Origin of the sequence: Azospirillum thermophilum (genome assembly GCF_003130795.1) — a bacterium.
Classification (GTDB): domain Bacteria; phylum Pseudomonadota; class Alphaproteobacteria; order Azospirillales; family Azospirillaceae; genus Azospirillum; species Azospirillum thermophilum.
The window spans coordinates 394,605-412,012 of the sequence record NZ_CP029357.1; the positions used below are offsets into that span (position 1 = coordinate 394,605).

Annotated in this window: 16 protein-coding genes; all 16 read right to left on the reverse strand. The window is 70.0% G+C overall.

Annotation, left to right across the window (positions count from 1 at the left end):
- Nucleotides 1-187 precede the first annotated feature (187 nt).
- Nucleotides 188-817: an RBBP9/YdeN family alpha/beta hydrolase gene (locus DEW08_RS26650; RefSeq protein ID WP_109333031.1), complete on the reverse strand. Its 630-nt coding sequence runs from the start codon at nt 815-817 to the stop codon at nt 188-190.
- 70 nt (nt 818-887) lie between these two features.
- Nucleotides 888-1,820, reverse strand: a complete 933-nt coding sequence (citG, locus tag DEW08_RS26655; protein ID WP_109333033.1) for a triphosphoribosyl-dephospho-CoA synthase CitG — start codon at nt 1,818-1,820, stop codon at nt 888-890.
- Entirely contained in the window at nt 1,801-2,373 is a 573-nt protein-coding gene (citX, locus tag DEW08_RS26660) for a citrate lyase holo-[acyl-carrier protein] synthase (RefSeq protein WP_109333035.1), read from the reverse strand. The genes citG and citX overlap by 20 nt, the downstream gene beginning before the upstream one ends.
- 5 nt (nt 2,374-2,378) lie before the next feature.
- Nucleotides 2,379-3,881: a citrate lyase subunit alpha gene (gene citF / locus DEW08_RS26665; protein ID WP_109333037.1), complete on the reverse strand. Its 1,503-nt coding sequence runs from the start codon at nt 3,879-3,881 to the stop codon at nt 2,379-2,381.
- A 16-nt stretch (nt 3,882-3,897) separates the two neighbouring features.
- Nucleotides 3,898-4,770, reverse strand: coding sequence for a citrate (pro-3S)-lyase subunit beta (citE, locus tag DEW08_RS26670; protein ID WP_109333039.1), 873 nt, complete (start codon nt 4,768-4,770; stop codon nt 3,898-3,900).
- Entirely contained in the window at nt 4,767-5,063 is a 297-nt protein-coding gene (gene citD, locus DEW08_RS26675; protein ID WP_109333041.1) for a citrate lyase acyl carrier protein, read from the reverse strand. Before citD ends, citE begins: the two co-directional genes overlap by 4 nt.
- 59 nt (nt 5,064-5,122) lie before the next feature.
- On the reverse strand, nt 5,123-6,241 hold the full coding sequence (gene citC, locus DEW08_RS26680; RefSeq protein WP_109333043.1) for a [citrate (pro-3S)-lyase] ligase: 1,119 nt from the start codon (nt 6,239-6,241) through the stop codon (nt 5,123-5,125).
- Nucleotides 6,242-6,367: 126 nt separating this feature from the next.
- A complete protein-coding gene (locus DEW08_RS26685; protein ID WP_109333045.1) occupies nt 6,368-7,216 on the reverse strand; it encodes a fumarylacetoacetate hydrolase family protein in 849 nt (282 codons plus the stop codon).
- Nucleotides 7,217-7,381: 165 nt separating this feature from the next.
- Complete coding sequence (locus DEW08_RS26690) at nt 7,382-9,682, reverse strand: NADP-dependent malic enzyme (protein ID WP_109333047.1); 2,301 nt, start codon at nt 9,680-9,682, stop codon at nt 7,382-7,384.
- Between the two features lie 153 nt (nt 9,683-9,835).
- Complete coding sequence (locus DEW08_RS26695; RefSeq protein WP_109333049.1) at nt 9,836-12,331, reverse strand: sensor histidine kinase; 2,496 nt, start codon at nt 12,329-12,331, stop codon at nt 9,836-9,838.
- Complete coding sequence (locus DEW08_RS26700; RefSeq protein WP_109333480.1) at nt 12,321-12,995, reverse strand: response regulator transcription factor; 675 nt, start codon at nt 12,993-12,995, stop codon at nt 12,321-12,323. The genes DEW08_RS26695 and DEW08_RS26700 overlap by 11 nt, the downstream gene beginning before the upstream one ends.
- A gap of 174 nt (nt 12,996-13,169) precedes the next feature.
- Nucleotides 13,170-14,222 carry an AbrB family transcriptional regulator gene (locus DEW08_RS26705; RefSeq protein ID WP_109333051.1) on the reverse strand — a complete coding sequence of 351 codons (1,053 nt, stop codon included), beginning with the start codon at nt 14,220-14,222 and terminating at the stop codon, nt 13,170-13,172.
- 48 nt (nt 14,223-14,270) lie between these two features.
- The gene (locus tag DEW08_RS26710) at nt 14,271-14,477 is read right to left on the reverse strand and encodes an MbcA/ParS/Xre antitoxin family protein (protein WP_109333053.1); all 207 of its coding nucleotides are present in this window, start codon (nt 14,475-14,477) and stop codon (nt 14,271-14,273) included.
- Nucleotides 14,478-14,717: 240 nt separating this feature from the next.
- Nucleotides 14,718-15,476, reverse strand: a complete 759-nt coding sequence (locus DEW08_RS26715) for an iron ABC transporter ATP-binding protein (RefSeq protein ID WP_109333055.1) — start codon at nt 15,474-15,476, stop codon at nt 14,718-14,720.
- Entirely contained in the window at nt 15,473-16,444 is a 972-nt protein-coding gene (locus DEW08_RS26720; protein ID WP_109333057.1) for an iron chelate uptake ABC transporter family permease subunit, read from the reverse strand. The genes DEW08_RS26715 and DEW08_RS26720 overlap by 4 nt, the downstream gene beginning before the upstream one ends.
- Nucleotides 16,434-17,396 (reverse strand): ABC transporter permease, encoded by a 963-nt coding sequence (locus DEW08_RS26725; RefSeq protein WP_109333059.1) that lies wholly within the window; start codon nt 17,394-17,396, stop codon nt 16,434-16,436. Before DEW08_RS26725 ends, DEW08_RS26720 begins: the two co-directional genes overlap by 11 nt.
- Nucleotides 17,397-17,408: the final 12 nt, after the last annotated feature.

The window sequence follows — 17,408 nt, forward strand, 5'->3', positions numbered from 1 at the left end:
CCGGAAAATTGACAAACGAACAGAACGCCGCAAACACCGGGACCGCGGCAAATCTAGGTCACCTTCTTATGATCTTTATTCTATTTATCTCTTCAGCGTGCTTTCCTGGAAATCACCATGTGGCAGATCAATCGTCTCGTACTTGCTCGTTATGACGTTTTTACCGATCAGATCTGTCAGAAGCCTGTCAGGGTTCGAAGCCCGGAACGGCTTTTTCGGGAGGGACGGCCCCGCCGCCCGCCGCCGCGTCGATGCGGGCGACCAGCGCGCGCAGCACCTGGAGCCCATAGGGCCAGGGGCCGAAGCCGGCCTCGGCGTTGATGTGCCCGGCCTCGCCGAGGTCGACGAGTTCGGCCTGCCAGACGCCGGCCCAGTGGACGGCACGCGGGAAGCGCATCACCGGATCGGTGTGGCTCGCCACCACCACGGCGGGGACGCCCAGCGCATGGTCCGGGACGCGGTCCTCCGCCTCGAAACGGGAGGGCTCGGCCGGGGCGACCACCATCAGGCCGGCGATGTCGTGGCTGCGGTCGGTGGCGAGGCAGCAGGACGCCAGCGCGCCGAAGCTGTGCCCGACCAGGATGGCCGGCCGCGACCGCCGGCCGAGGAGCCGGCGGATCGCGCCGATCCAGCGTTCGATGTCCGGAACGTTCCAGTTGCTCTGGGCGATGCGCAGCCAGAAGGGATGGCGGTTCTGCCAGAAGCTCTGCCAGTGCTCGGGTCCGCTGTCGTACAGGCCCGGCACCAGCACGAAGCTGTAGCGTGCCGACGCCTCGAGCAGGGCCGCATCAACCTCGTGCATGTGATCGACTTCCATGGGCCACCGCGGTCGTCCTGCCGGTCCCGCCACACCGGCGCTGCCGCCCGCCTCCTTCTTGCGGACTGCGTCAGGAGCGGGAGACGGAAACCGCCGGCAGACGGGACAGGAACCAGGTGACCGCCAGCAGGTCGGCGCTGCCGCCGGGGCTGAGGTTGCGGCGGATCGCCTCGTCATCCAGCGCCGCCAGCCGCCGCAGGTATCCCGGCGCGGCGACCCCGCCGGCGCGACGCAGGCGCTGCGCCTCCCCCTGCAGGAAGGCCAGCCCCTCCGGCCCGCCGCGGGCGACGACGTTGGTGTCGGAGTTGAACGCCATCAGTTCCAGCAGGGCGGCATGCAGAGCCGTCGCCGCGTCCGCCCCGGAGGCGCGCAGCCGGTCGAAGGCCGGCAGGGCATGGGTGCGCACGGTGGCGAAGCCGGAGGCCGCCTCGCCGCGCGCCCCGGTCAGGCCGTAGCGGCGGTAGAGATGCTCGCCCGCCGTGCCGGCCTCGCCCGGACGGCGCAGTTCATCGACCACGCCGGTGCAGATCGCCGCCACCTCCCCGCACAGCGGCTCGACGGCAAGCGCCCGCCCCTGCCCGACCAGCCGGCCGGCCGCGGCGCACAGCAGCCCGAAGGCGAAGATGCTGCCCTTGTGGGTGTTGACCCCGCCGGTGGCGCGCAGCATGTCGCGCTCGCAGGCGAGACCGTGGCCGCGGATGCCCGGCAGGAACAGGTCGGCCGGCACCGTGCAGCCCGCCAGCCCGCAGGCGAAGAACCGGCGGAACCAGGGGGTGACGGCGCGGGCGGAGGCGAGGAAACTCGCCAGGTCCATGTCGCGGTGCGACCCGGTGTTGCGCCGGTCGACCAGCCCGGGCTTGGGCGTCAGCAGGACCTCGCGCAGCAGCGACCGGTAGGCCAGATGGGCCAGCCGGTTGCCGATGGCATGGCCGTCCCGCCCGGCCATGAATGCGGCGGACGGCGGCAGGGTGCGGACGGCGGCGTCAACGGGCGCGACAGGCATTTACCCTCTCCTCGATCGCCGCCAGCACCTCGTCCAGCGGATGGCGGCGCGAGCGCGCGCAGGCGTGTCCCGCCTCGCCGCACACCAGGCAGCGCCGCGGCGCCAGCCCCAGGGCGGTACGCGACAGGCCGCCCCCCCGCGGGCACAGGACGTCGAGGTCCCACAGCCGGCCCAGGGGATGCCCGTCCTCCAGCGCGGCCGCGGCACGCTTGAGGTCGCGGGCGTCGGCGTCCACGGCATAGAGCGCCTCGGCCCCCGTCCATCCCCACACCGGCAGATGGAACAGCACCGGCCAGCCCGTGCGGGCGAACAGCGCGTCGAGTTCGCCGGCCGCCGTCTCCATGACGAAGCGGCTGTCGGGCGTATCCTTGACCGGCCCCGGCATGACCAGCGTCACCGACAGGACCGGCGCCTGATAGCGGTCCAGCACCATGCGCTGGCGCTCCGCACGGCGGTCCCGCGCGTCCAGCATCTCCGCCAGCGTGACCGGAAGCGAGACCGGCCCGGCAGGGGACCGGGTCTGCGCCGGTGTCGGTGCAAGGACCGTATCCATCGCCGTCAGCCCTTCACCTGCCGCACGGCGTCGATCACGCTGCCGTCGCGGTAGCGGATGACGCCGACCAGCTTGTCGAGGAACTCGATCGGCCGCGGTTCGCCGGTGATCGAGTCGGCACGGGCCTGCAGCTCCCCGATGGTCATCAACGGCAGGCCGGCGTCCTTCAGCCGCTGCGCCACCTCGGGCCGGCGCGGGTTGACGGCGATGCCGTGGTCGGTGACCAGCACGCCGATGCACTCGCCGGGCGTGACCACGGTGGTGACCCGGCGCACGACGGTCGGGATGCGGCTGCGGATCAGCGGCGCCACGACGATGGAGAGATTGGCCGCCGCCGCCACGTCGGAGTGGCCGCCCGACGCCCCGCGCATCACCCCGTCCGAGCCGGTGATGACGTTCACGTTGAAGTCGAGGTCGATCTCCAGCGCGCTGAGGATCACCAGATCCATCTGGTCGACATAGGCGCCCTTGGAGCCGGGGTTGGCGTATTCGTTGGTCGAGATCTCGATGTGGTTGGGCGAGGTGCGCAGCGATTCCGCGGCGTCGCCGTCGAAGCTCTGGGTGTCGATCACCCGCTCGATCAGGCCCTTCCTGTGCAGGTCCACGATGCCGCCGGTGATGCCGCCCAGCGCGAAGCTGGCGGTGATCCCCTTCTTGCGCATGTAGCCTTCCAGGAAGCGCGTCGCCGCGGTGGAGGATGCGCCGGAACCGGTCTGCAGCGAGAAGCCCTGCTCGAAATAGCCGGAATGGACCATCACCTCGGCCGACAGGCGGGCGATCAGCAATTCGCGGGGGTTGGAGGTGATGCGCGCCGCCCCGACGCTGATCTTCGAGGGATCGCCGATCTGGTCCACCTTGACGACCCAGTCGACCTCGTCCTGCGAGATGCTGGCCGGGGCGTTGGGGAAGGGCACGATCTCCTCCGCCAGCAGGATCACCGTGCCGGCATGGCGGGCGTCGACCTTGGCGTAGCCGAGCGAGCCGCAGCGCGACCGGCCGCTGATGCCGTTGGCGTTGCCGAAACAGTCGGATGTCGAGACGCCGAGGAAGGCGACGTCGATCGTCAGCTCGCCGTCCTGGATCAGCTTCACCCGGCCGCCGTGCGAGTGGATGTTGACCGGATGCCGCATCAGCCCGTGGCTGATCGCCTCGGCCAGCTTGCCGCGCATGCCGGAGGTGTAGATGCGGCTGATGACGCCGTTGCGGATATGCTCGATCAGCGGCGCGTTGCAGTTCAGCAGCGACGAGGGGGCCAGGGTCAGGTCCCGGAAGCCCATGCGGGCCAGCAGGTCGACCACGGTGTTGATCGTCTTGTCGCCTTCGCGGAAGGCGTGGTGGAAGGAGATCGTCATCCCGTCCCTGAGGCCGGAGCGGCGGATCGCCTCCTCCAGCGACGGGCAGACCTTGCGGGAGCGCTTCAGCTCGGGATCGGTCAGATAGGGGGTCTGCTTCGCGAACCCGTCGAAGCGGGCCAGGCGGTCGAGCAGCGGATCATTGAGGTCGGTCACGGCACAGCACTCCAGTTCACTTGCGGGTTCCCGAGGCCTCGGCCCGCTGCAGCACACGGCGCGCGTGGTCGATGACGGGACCGTCGATCATCTTTCCGTTGAGCGACACGACGCCCAGCCCCTTGCGCTCGCCCTCCGCCGCCGCGGCGACGACGCGCCCGGCATACTCGACCTCTTCCTCGGTCGGGGCGTAGGCGTTGTGCAGAAGCTCGATCTGGCGCGGGTTGATCAGCGACTTGCCGTTGAAGCCCAGCCGCTTGATCAGGTCGACCTCCTTGAGGAAGCCGGCCTCGTCGTTGAGGTCGGACCACACCACGTCGAAGGCGTCGATCCTGGCGGCGCGGGCGGCATGGAGGACGGCGCAGCGGGCGTAGAACAGCTCGGTGCCGTCGCCGCGCTCGGTCTGCATGTCCATCACATAGTCGAAGCCGGCCAGCGCGATGCCGATCAGGCGCGGCGAGGATTTGGCGATGGCCAGCGCGTTGATGACGCCGCTGGCGGACTCGATGGCCGCCATCAGCTTGGTGGAGCCGACCTCGCGGCCGCAGGCGCGCTCGATGCGCTCCACCTCGCGCTCCAGAACCTCGACATCCTCGGCGCAGTCGGTCTTGGGCAGGCGGACGACGTCGACGCCGGCCCGCACCGCGGCCTCCAGGTCGGCATGGCCGAAGGGGGTGTTGAGGGGGTTGATGCGCACCACAGTCTCGATCTCGCGGTAGACCGGGAGCTGGAGGGCGTGGAAGACGAGGAGGCGGGCCGAGTCCTTCTCGCGCAGCGAGACGGCGTCCTCCAGGTCGAACATGATGGAGTCCGGCTTGTAGACGAACGCCGTGCTGAGCATGGCGGCGTTGGCGCCGGGCAGGAAGAGCATGCTGCGGCGGAGTTTCATGACAGGGCGCTCCAGTTGATGGTTTTGGCCTCGGCCCCGCGCATCACCGCCGTCTGGACGCGCGCGCGGATGGCGCAGTCGAGCGCCCCCTTGTCCTCCACCACGACCAGCCCGGCGGTGACGCCGAGCCGGGCGAGCGTGTCGCGCACCACCCGGTCGATCTGGGCGCCGAACTGCTGCATGACCTCGCTGCTGATGACGACTTCCAGCCCGGTGCCCGGTCCGGGGGATACCTTGACCAGCAGGTCGCTCGATTCGAGCGTGCCCGCCAGGGCCTCTTTCACGATCTTCATCGATCCCACTCCAGATGGTCCGGCGGCGGAGGCGTCCAGCGCCCCGCCGCCGGGCCGGTTCAGATGCCGGCCGCCAGGGCCCGGCGCGGCAGCGCGTCGGGCTCGCCGCCGGAAACCAACGCCTCCGGGACGAACGGCACGATCTTGGACACGTATTTCTCCCGCAGCAGGTCGAAGGTCGCCGCGGGAACCAGGGCGCGGATGCGGTCGAGGTCGCGGGCGCGCAGCAGGCGCCGCACCTCGGACGCGGAGATCGGCGTGCCGCCCGAGCGGGTGCGCGCCTCCTCGATGACGGTGACGGCCGGCGCCGCGCTGTCCGCGGTCTGCAGCCAGAACTTCATGTCCGCGTTGTATTTGCGCGTGGTCTCGCAGAAGGGCTCGGTCCCGACGAAGCGGTGGGTGATGCCGAGCGCGGGTGCGATGTAGGTGCGGAACAGCAGCAGGTCGATCGCCGTGCAGCAATCGCCCACCACCCCCTTCTCCTTGAAGAAATAGTCGGGGAAGGTGGCGCGCGAGACCATGTATTGCGAACCGTGGTGGAGCGTCAGGTTGGGGATTCCCTGGACACCCGTCTCCACCAGCGCATAGCGGTCGCGGTAGGAGACGAAGGAGACGTCCTCGCTGACCACGAACAGGTGCAGCCAGTCGCATTGCGCCGCCGCCAGCGTCACGAGATACTGGTGGCCGAGCGTGAAGGGGTTGGCGTTGATGACGATGCCGCCGATCTTCGCGTCGGGCCGCAGCCCCTGCGGGCGCTGGGCGCGCAGCCGGTCGCAATAGGAGCGGATGCCGACCGGCGTGTTCTCCATCAGCGTGACGTAGCCCGGCACCTCGGCCAGCGGGTAGAAGCCGCAGCCCTGGAAGAAGGAGACGTTCTCCGGCCGGGTGTAGAGGAAGAGGTGCGAGTGGCCGCGCTCGTAGGCGAGATGGACCACCTCGCTCAGCAGCGTCAGGCTCAGCGAGCCGCCGCGCAGGTCGGGCTCGATGGCGCAGCACTTGACGATGTTGCTTTCCAGCCCGGCGCAGGCCACCAGCCGGCCGGCGTCGCGGCAGACCACGAAGACCTGGATGTGCTCCTCGTAGTCGAGCCCGCAGCGGCCGAGGAGGGTCCGGATCTCCCGGCGCTCCCTGACGCTGCAGGCCGGATCGACGGCGTAGAATTCGAGTTCGTCAGTCACGGAGTCATGCTCCCTCTGGAGCTTCCGACAGGGTGGTCGCGGTTCCTGCGGGTCGGGCACTCCCTTCCCCCGCGCCGTAGAGCAGGCCGGCCGGTCGATGCCGGCCGGGTAACATCAGGTCGGCCGCTATGCGGCGATCGCGTCGCGGACGACGCGGTTGCTGAGGCGGCCGATACGCTCGATCTCGACCTCCACCACGTCGCCTTCCTTTAGGAAGAGGGGCGGAGTGCGCTTCTTGCCGACGCCGCCCGGCGATCCGGTGATGATGACGTCGCCCGGCGACAGGGCGCTGAAGGTGCTGATGTACTCGATCAGGGCCGGGATCCGGTGGATCATGTTCCCGGTGTTGTCGTCCTGCACCGTCCGGCCGTTCAGATAGGTCCGGATGGCAAGCGCGTGGGGATCCGGCACCTCGTCGGCGGTGACGATCCAGGGTCCGAAGGCCCCGGTCTGCTGCCAGTTCTTCCCGGCGGTGTACCAGCCGTGCTGCCAGTCGCGGACCGAGCCGTCCATGTAGCAGCTGTAGCCGGCGACATGGTCGAGCGCGCGGTCGCGCGGGATGCGGCGCCCGGCCGTGCCGATGACCACCGCCAGTTCGCCCTCATAGTCGAACTCGTCGCTGGCGGCCGGCTTCAGCACCGGGCAGCCGTGGCCGGTCTGGCTGTCGGGGAAGCGGATGAACAGGGTCGGCGCGCTGCCGGTCTCCCCGAATTCCGCCCGCTTCTCCGCGTAGTTCATGCCGACGCAGAAGATCTTGGCCGGCTGGTCCACCGGAGGCAGGAAGGACAGTTCCGGCTCGGCATAGTCGGGCGTGGCGTCCAGGAACTCCTGCGCCTGCGCCAGGGCGCCGGCGGCGAGGAGAGCCTTGAGGTCGGGGAGGCGGCTGCCGAAGCGGCGGCCGAGATCGACCACCCCCCGGTCGGTGCGGATACCGTAGGTCCGCCTGCCCTTGACTGCGATGCTGACGAGTTTCATGAGACATCTCGCGGTGTCCGGTCTCCGCTCCCGCGGCATCGGAGCGCTGCTAAGAGCGCATCCGGCGGATGGGACGGGAGCCGGTGCTGAGAGGCAGTGTAGGGCCGGACATCTGTCAAATCGCTGTCAGGCCCCTGCCTTTTTCCGGAAAGAAGCGGGCCGGCCTCACTCCGCCGCCTGGCGCAGCGGGACGGGGGCCAGATCCATCTGGGCGTCGACGACGGCCAGCGCCGTGATGTTGACGAGGCCGCGCGTGGTGATCGCCGGGGTCACGATGTGCGCCGGCGCGCTGACGCCCAGCAGGATCGGCCCGACCGACAGGCCGTCGCCCAGCACCTTCAGCATCTCGAAGGCGATGTTGGCGGCGTCCAGCGTCGGCATCACCAGCAGGTTGGCCTGCCCGCGCAGCCGGCCGTTGGGCAGGGCGGCGTCGCGCACCGTCTCGCACAGGGCGGCCCCCGCCTGCATCTCGCCATCGGCCTCCAGCTCCGGCGCCCGCTGCCGCAGCAGGTCGCAGGCCGCCCGCATCTTGAGCGCCGAGGGGGAATCGGAGCTGCCGAAGTTGGAGTGCGACAGCAGGGCGAGCTTCGGTTCGATGCCGAAGTGCCGCACCTTCTCGGCCGCCAGCATGGCGATCTCGGCGATCTCCGCGGCGGTCGGGTCGGGATTGACGTGGGTGTCGCAGAGGAAATAGGTGCCCTTGCCGAGGATCAGCAGCGTCATCGCCGCCGAGACCGGCGCGTCGCCGCGGCGGCCCAGCAGGTCGCGGATGTGGCGGTGATGGTCGCCATAGCGCCCGGCGGTGCCGCAGATCATCGCGTCGGCCGCCCCGCGCCGCACCATCAGGCTGGCGAAGACGGTGGATTCGGCGCGCACGACCGTGCCGGCGAAGGTCGGGGAGACGCCGCGCCGGCCCATGAGCTGCCGGTAGACGTCGGCATAGTCGTGGCAGCGCGGATCGCGCACCGGCTCGACCACCTCGACGTCGCGGCCGGGGACCAGCCGCAGCCCGAGCTGCTCGATCCGCCGCTCCACCACCTCCGGCCGGCCGAGCAGGATCGGCCGGGCGATCGCCTCATCCACCGCGACCTGGGCGGCGCGCAGCACGCGCTCGTCCTCGCCCTCGGCATAGATGACGCGCTTGGGCGCCTGCGCCGCCTTGTGGAACACCGGCTTCATCACGAGGCCGGAGCGGAAGACATACTGGCCCAGCCGCTCGCGGTAGGCGCGCAGGTCGGCCAGCGGGCGCGTCGCGACGCCGCTGTCCATGGCGGCCCTGGCGACCGCCGAGGCGACCTCGACGATCAGGCGCGGGTCGAAGGGCTTGGGCAGGATATAGTCCGGGCCGAAGCGGAGCTGCTCGCCCGTGTAGGCGGCGGCCACGACGTCGGAAGCCTCGATGCGCGCCATGTCGGCGATGGCCTTCACGCAGGCGATCTTCATCGCCTCGTTGATCGTGGTGGCCCCGACGTCGAGCGCGCCGCGGAAGATGAAGGGGAAGCAGAGGACGTTGTTGACCTGGTTCGGGTAGTCGGACCGGCCGGTGGCGATGATGGCGTCGGGACGGGCGGCGCGCGCCTCCTCCGGCGTGATCTCGGGATCGGGGTTGGCCAGCGCCAGGATCAGCGGCTTCGGCGCCATGGTCCTGACCATCGCACCGGTCAGCACGCCCGGCCCCGACAGGCCGAGGAAGATGTCGGCGCCGGCCATCGCCTCGCCCAGGCTGCGCACGGCGCTGCCGGTGGCATAGCGTTCCTTGTAGGGGTTCATCCCGGCGTTGCGGCCGTGATAGACGACGCCCTCGCGGTCGACCAGCACGATGTTGGCGCGCTTCGCCCCCATGCCGACCAGCAGGTCGAGACAGGCGAGGCCCGCCGCCCCGCCGCCGGTGGAGACGATGCGCACATCCTCGATCCGCTTGCCGACGACCTGCAGCGCGTTGTAGACGGCGGCCCCCACCACGATGGCGGTGCCGTGCTGGTCGTCGTGGAAGACCGGGATCCCCATCCGCTCCTTCAGGCGGCGCTCCACCTCGAAGCAGGCCGGCGCACCGATATCCTCCAGGTTGATGGCGCCGAAGGTCGGTTCCAGCCGCGCGATGGTGTCCACCAGCGCGTCGACGTCCTTCTCGTCGATCTCGATGTCGAAGACGTCGATGTCGGCGAACTTCTTGAAGAGGACGGCCTTCCCCTCCATCACCGGCTTGGAGGCCAGCGGGCCGATGTCGCCGAGGCCGAGCACCGCGGTGCCGTTGGAGATCACCGCCACCAGATTGCCGCGCGCCGTCACGTCGGCCGCATGGGCCGGGTCGGCGACGATGTCGTTGCAGGCGAACGCCACGCCCGGCGAATAGGCCAGCGCCAGATCGCGCTGGGTCATCATCGGCTTGGTCGGGACGATCGCCAGCTTGCCCGGCTTCCCGCTGCGGTGGTAATCGAGAGCACGCTCCTTCAGATCGCCCGACATGGCAGTCCCCAATATTGATTGTCTTGCGGAACGCACGGGGCCGCACGCCGGCCGCAGTCGCGCCGGGCGGCCGGAAATGGAGGCCGGCCGGCCTGCTGTTCCGCCTGTTGACGAAGTCTTGGAGTTATAGGGGCCGGATCTGTCAGAAGCCTGTCAGTAGCGGTTGGTGATCATCTGCCACTGGCGCAGGAAGCGGGCGCGCTTGGTCTCGTCCAGGAAGACCAGGAGGCCGGGGCCGAGCGTCGTGTGCCGCAGCGGCCCGTTGAGGTCGGCCAGCAGATGCGCAGCCGAGAAGGGCCCCTCGACCGTCGGGGAGATGGCGTAGAAGGGCATCCGGTTGGCGATGTGCGTCTGCCCCTCGTCCGACAGCAGATAATCGATGAACAGGCCGCCCAGCGCCGCCGCCGCGGCTCCCTTGGGGATGGAGGCGACGCGCGCGGTGACCAGCGTGTAGTCGCTGGGCAGCACGATGCCGATGGGCGACCCGGCGAGCTGCCGCGCCCGCGCATAGGAGCCCAGCAGGTTGTAGCCGATCAGCCGCTCGCCGCGCTCGATCTGGTCGAGCATCTCGCCCGTGCAGCAATGCTGCTCCATGTGGCGGTCGGCCATGGCGTCGACGAGCTGCCAGAACTGGCTGTTGAGGACCGAATCCTGGGCGGCGAGCAGGTAGCCGATGCCGCTCTGCGCGATGTCGTAGGTGACGATGCGGCCATCGTAGATCCCCTCCCTCTCCCGGATCAGGCGGATCAGGTCGTCGCGCGTGCGCGGCACGTCGGATTCCGGCATCAGATTGCGGTTGTAGACGATGACCGCCGGCTCCTGGGCGAAGGCGAAGGCTTCGTTCCGCCAGTTGGCCCAGCGCGGCAAGCCGGCCGTCGCCGGCGACAGGTGGCGCTGGGTGTAGCCGTCGTTGACCAGCTTCACCTGCAAATCGGCCGAGGAGCTGATGACGAGGTCCGGCAGGCGCTCCGCCGGATGCACGATGCTCTCGTAGAGCTCGACCGCCGTCAGCTCGTCATACTCGACGGCGATGCCGGGATAGCGGTGCTGGAAGTCGCGGATCAGCTCCTCCATCACCGGCTGGTCGGTGGTCGAGGCGATGGCGAGGACGGCGGCCGGGCCGCCCTGCGCCGCATAGAAGAAGCGCTTGGCCCAGCCCTCCCCCGGCCAGGCGAGGACGGCCGCGGCGATCAGCAGGACGAGCGGCAGCCAGCGCCGGTCCGGCTTCGCCTCGCCGCGGTCCGGCTGGCAGGACTCGCAGAGATGATCCAGCGGGAAGACGATGCGGGCGATCAGGCCGCCGCCGGGCCGGTCGATCAGCGAGAAGCCGGCGCCGTGCCCGTCGGCCACCGCCGCGACGATGGCGAGGCCGAGGCCGCTGCCGACCGTGCCCGCCGCCGAACTGCCGCGGCCGAACCGGCTCAAGACCCTGGGCTTCTCCTCGTCGGGGACGCCGGGGCCGCGGTCGGCCACCTCGACCACCGGTCCGCGTTCGCCGTTGGCCGGCTGCAGCCGCACCTCCACCGCGCCGGCATCGCCGCCGTACTTGATGGCGTTGTCGACCAGGTTCACCAGCGCCTCGCGCAGGATCACCGCGTCGCCGCAGACGACGATGTTGTCCTCGCCCTCCTGCTCGACCCGCAGCGTCGTGTCCTCGGCGATGGCGGCGGCGCGCTGCACCACCTGCCGCGCCAGCACCGTCAGGTCGACATGGTCGGGATGCAGCGCCTCGCTGCGGTGGACCACCATGGCGTGGCTGAGGAGCTGGGTGGTCAGCTCGCTCGCCTCCACGGCGTTGCGGTGGATGCGGGCGACGATGCGCCGCAGCCGGTCGGGCTCCGTTTCCTCGGACGCGAGTTCCGATTGCGAGCGCAGGGCGGCCAGCGGCGTGCGGATCTGGTGCGCCATGTCGGCGAGGAAGGTCTTGGTCGATTCGAGGTTCCCGTGCAGCCGCGCCATCAGCGTGTTGATCGCGCCGAGGAGCTGGCGCACCTCCGCCGGGGCGGGCACGTCGATCGGGCTGAAGTCGTTGGGCCGGCGCGCATGGATGAGCCGTTCGAGGAAGCCCAGCGGCGCCAGCGCCTGCCGGACGCCGATCCACACCAGCGCGATGCTGACCAGCATCATCAGGACCACCGGCAGGAAGGAATTCATGAAGAAGCCGCGGGTCAGCGTGTCGCGCTCCTCCCGCGTCTGGGCGACGACGATGGTGACCCAGCTCGTCCGCCGCGCCTGGACGATCAGATGCCCGAGCGCCACGACGCGCACCGGCTCGCCCCGGTAGACGGTATCGGAGAAGGCGGCGACGTCGTCGCGCCGCACCGATCCGGGCAGGTCGTGGTAGCCGATGACCGGGCTGCCGTCGGAATCCAGCACCTTGTAGAAGGCGCGGTCGCGCTGCGCCATGGCGAGGATGCTGAGGGAGGAATAGGGAAGGTCGACCAGGATGGCGCCGTCCTCCACCCGCACCGCATCGGCGATCGCCAGGGCCGAGGCGAGGAGAAGCTGGTCGTAGGCGCCGTCGGCCGCCCGCCTGGCGTCGGTGCGGATCAGCAGGAACAGGCAGCCGGCCACCAGCCCCAGCACCAGGACCAGGCGGACCATCAGCCGCCGCTGCAGCGACCCGGCAAGCCGGCCGTCAGGCGGCATCCTGCTGCTCCGCCACATAGCCCTGGCCGTGCACGGTGCGGATCACCACCGACGCCCGCTCCAGCTTGCGGCGCAAGCGCGACACGTAGAGCTCGATGGCATTGGGGGCGACGGGCTGGTCGAGGCTGCACAGCCGGTCGATCAGCGTGTCCTTGCTCATGACCCGGTTGAGGTTGGACAGGAACAGCTCCAGCAGGCGGAATTCCCGCGCGCTGAGGTCCACGGCCTGGGCCGCGACGGTGACCTTCTTGGTCGCGGTGTCGAAGACCATGTTGCCGAAGACCTGCTCCGACGTGGCGATGCCGTGGTGGCGGCGCAACAGGGCGCGGCAGCGCGCCTCCAGCTCGCGGAAATCGAAGGGCTTGACGACGTAGTCGTCGGCGCCGAGGTCGAGCGCGTCCACCTTGGTGTCGACGCGCGAGCGGGCGGTGACCACCAGGACCGGCGTGTGGTCGCCCTTCCGGCGCAACTGGCGCAGCAGCGTCTGGCCGTCCGGTCCGGGCAGCATCAGGTCGAGGATGACGAGCTGGTATTCCTCGCCCGCCAGCAGCTCCTCCGCCTGATAGCCGTCGGCCGCCCAGTCGATGGCGTAGCCATGCTTGCGCAGCCGCTGGATGATCGCGTCGGCCAGATCCTCGGTGTCTTCCACGACCAGTATGCGCATGACGCTCGCCTCCGACGACAGAACCGGCATTGCCCGGACCGCGTGCTACGGACACGGCCCCTCGCGCCACGGCTCATACGGCAGTATGGCGTGACCGGCTGTCGCCAACCTGTCTTGCGTCAAGGACACGGGCAGCTTTCGGTCCGGGACGTCATTATGTCGCAGCGGGGAAAGTCAGGCGTAGCGCGCGATCAGCCGGGCGACCGGCGGACCGGTGAGGATGACGACGAACAGGCGGAGCGTCTGCAGGGCAAGGACGAAGGAGACGTTGGCGCCGCTGCCCACCGCGATGATCGCCACGGAGTCGAGCCCGCCGGGACTGGTCGCCAGATAGGCGGTGAGCGCATCGGTGCCGAGCATCCTGGTCAGCACCCAGGCGGAGCCGCCGCACAGCGCGATGAGCGCCAGGGTGCCGGCCAGCATCTGCGGCACCGCCCGGACGGCATGGCGCACGACCTCGCGGGTGAAGCGCAGCCCGATGCACCAGCCGAGCGTCGCATAGACCAGGGCGAGCAGCCAGGGCGGCACCGTCAGTTCGGCCAGCCCGGCGACATGCAGCGCAGCGCCGAGGATCATCGGCACCAGCATGCCGCCGGCCGGGATCCTCAGCCGCACGCCGGCCCAGCCGCCGAGGGCCGCGACGGCAAGGGTCGCCGCCACGCCCGCCGCCTGCTGCTGGAGCGGCACCGCCGCCGGCGCGACCGCCGGCAGGAGTGCCGCATGGTCGCCGAGCAGGACCCGCGAGACCATGGAGGCGGAGACCACCACCAGCACCACGCGGAAATACTGCATGAAGGCGACGAGCCGCGGGTCGGCCCCGAACTCCTCGGCCATCGCCACCATGGCCGCGGCCCCGCCGGGCGACGATCCCCAGGCGGCGGTCGAACCCGGCAGACTGCCGAAGCGGACCAGCATCCAGCCGACGAGGCCGCTGGCCAGCACGGTGATCAGCACCACCGCGACCATCGACGGCCAGTTCTCGCCGACCGAAACCAGGATGGAGCCGGTGACGGCATGGGCGACGCTGCAGCCGATCAGCGCCTGGGCCGCGACGAACCCGGCCCGCGGGATCCGGACCGTGGCCCCGCCCACCCCCATCAGGATGCCGGCCACCATCGGGCCGAGCAAGGCGGCGGCCGGCAGGGCCGCCCCCTGCAGCAGGGCGAACAGCAGGAGGGACAAAAGGCTCATCGCCGCCCATTGGCCGGGCGGCCGGATCCTGCCCATGCGCATCATCCGGGCGAAGGGAGAAGGAGGAGTCTGTGCTGCACCCGCTCAGACGCGCTGGTCAAGCTCGATCCGGCGCAGGCAGTGCAGGACCTGGGCGAGCCCGTCGCCGGTATTGACCAGGTCCCGCGGCCTGGCGCCGAGCGCGCTGTCCTTGCACTGCATCCAGTCCATGGCGCGTTCCACAGTGCCGAGAACCTCCACGGCGCGGTCGAACGCCGCGTCGCTGTCGAGCATCGCATTGAAATCCAGCATGATTCCGTCTCACCAGTCGGGTTGGGGGACCGCCGGACGGTGCCGGCGGGGCTGGCAGACGGATCGCTGTTGCGGACGCGCGGACCGATCGACGTCGTGCCGGCCCCTACCTTACGCCCCGGGCCTGTCAAGGACCTGTCGGCGCGGGTCGCGCCGTGGACCTGCCGGCGCGGGTCGCGCCGTGGACCTGCCGGCGCGGGTCGTGCCAAGACCGTCTCGGCACGCCCCCGCTCCGGGGTTTCAACTGTAATAGAGGGCGATCCTGCGGCCGCCGGTCTCCAGGATGTCGGCCTCCACGCCATAGACGTCGCGGATGACCTCCGGGGTGATGATCCGCTCGGGCGGGCCTTCGTGGACGACCCGGCCGTCGCGCATGGCGATGATGCGGTCGGAATAGCAGGAGGCGAAGTTGATGTCGTGCAGCACCAGGATGATGGTCTTGCGGAACTCGTCGGCGGTGCGCCGGAACAGCTTCATCATGGCGACGGCATGCCGGACGTCGAGGTTGTTCAGCGGCTCGTCGAGCAGGACGTATTCGGTATCCTGGCACAGCACCATGGCGATGAAGGCGCGCTGGCGCTGCCCGCCCGACAGCTCGTCGAGGAAGCGGTGCTGCACGGCCTCCAGGTCGAGATAGCCGATTACCCGCCGGATATGCCCGCGGTCCTCCACGGTCAGGCGGCCCTTGCTGTAGGGGTAGCGGCCGAAGGCGACCAGCTCCTCCACCGTCAGCCGGGACATGATGTGGTTGTCCTGCCGCAGGATGGACAGGTGGCGGGCCAGCGCGTCGCCCGGCGTCGTGGTCACGTCCATGCCGTCGATGTGGACGGAGCCGGCGCTCATCGGCAGCAGGCGGCTGATGACCGACAGCAGGGTGGACTTGCCCGCCCCGTTGGCGCCGATCAGCGAGATCACGCCCCCGGCCGGCAGGGTCAGCGTCACGTCGTCCACGACCAGGCTGCCGCCGTAGAGCTTGCTGACGTTCTTGACGTCGATCATCGGGTGGATCCCCGCACCAGGATGAACAGGAAGAAGAGACCGCCCACGAACTCGATGACGATGCTGAGGGCGCTGTTGAAGGCGAAGACCCGCTCCAGCACGAGTTGCCCGCCGACCAGCGTCACGACGGCGACGAGGACGGCCGCCGGCAGGATGAAGCGGTGCTGGTGCGAGCGGATCAGCAGGTAGGCGAGGTTGGCGACCAGCAGGCCGAAGAAGGTGACCGGCCCGACCAGGGCGGTGGAGACGGACACCAGGATCGCCACCAGGACCAGGATCCCCATCACCGCCCGCTGGTGGTCGATGCCGAGGTTGATCGCCGCCTCGCGCCCCAGCGCCAGCACGTCGAACGTCCGGATCCAGCGCCAGCCGACCACCGACACGGCGAGCACGATGACCGCCGAGACCGCCAGCAGGGACCCGTCGACCCGGTTGAAGCTGGCGAACATGCGGTCCTGGACCACCAGGAACTCGTTGGGGTCGATGATGCGCTGCAGGAAGGCGGTCAGGCTGCGGAACAGCACGCCGAAGACGATGCCGACCAGCATCAGCAGATGCAGGCTGCGCCGGCCGCCGAAGAACAGCCAGCGGTAGAGCAGCCCCGAGAAGAGCAGCATCGCCGCCACCTCGCAGCCGAAGCGCAGGCGCGGGTCGAGCTGCACCACCGCGCCGGCCCCCAGCCCGGCGACCAGCGCGCTCTGGATCAGGCGGTAGAGCAGGTCGAATCCCATGACGGAGGGCGTCAGGATCCGGTTGCTGGTGATGGTCTGGAACAGCACGGTCGAGACGGCCACCGCATAGGCGACCAGCACCATCGCCGCCACCTTCGTGCCGCGGAAGGTCAGCACGAAACTCCATTTGCCGCGGGCGTCGATCGTCATGAAGACGACGATGCAGGCGACGGCGAGCACGGCGAGAAGGGCGAGGACGGGCTGCGGCCGAAGCAGCCGGCTGCGGTCAGGCGGCATGGCTGTTCTTCCGCAGCAGCAGATAGAGGAACAGCCCGCTGCCGATGACCCCCATCATCGTGCCGATCGGGATCTCGTAGGGGTGGATGACGATGCGCCCCAGCATGTCGCAGGCCAGCACCAGCCCCGCCCCCAGCAGCGTGACCCAGGGCAGCGACCGCCGCATGTTGTCGCCGAGCAGCAGGCTGACGACGTTCGGCACGATCAGCCCGAGGAACGGGATCATGCCGCAGGTGGCGATGACCGCCGCGGTAACCAGCGAGACGATGGTCAGCCCGAGCGACAGGACGCGCCGGTAGTTGAGGCCGAGGTTGGTGGTGAAGTCCTGCCCCAGCCCGGCCACCGTGAAGCGGTCGGCGGCGACATAGGCCATGCCGGTCAGGACGAAGCCGATCCACAGCAGCTCGTACCGGCCGCGCAGGACGCCGGAGAAGTCGCCGGTCTCCCAGGCGCGGACGGACTGCATCAGGTCGTAGCGGTAGGCGATGAACTCGGTCATCGCGGTGATGACGCCGCCCAGCATGATGCCGACCAGCGGCACCACCAGGGGCGAGCGCAGCGGCACCTGCCGGAGGATCGCCAGGAACAGCCCCGTCCCGCCGAGCGCGAAGCCCCCCGCCACCAGCATCCGGGCGAGAACCGGGATGTCCGGCAGCAGCAGGGTCGTCAGCGTCATGCCGAAGATCGCGGACTCCGACGTGCCGGCCGTCGAGGGCTCGACGAACTTGTTGCGGGCGAGCATCTGCAGGATCAGGCCGGACACCGCCATCGCGGCCCCGGCCAGCACCAGGGCGAGGGTGCGCGGAATCCGGCTGACCAGCAGAAGCTGGACGGCCTCGTCGGAGGGGGCGCCGGCCAGCAGCGCACCGACCGGCAGGTCGCCGACGCCGATGAACAGGCTCGCCACGGCCAGGGCGCCGACCGCGGCCGCCGCGGGGATCAGGGGCCTCATGGGGGTGTGCCG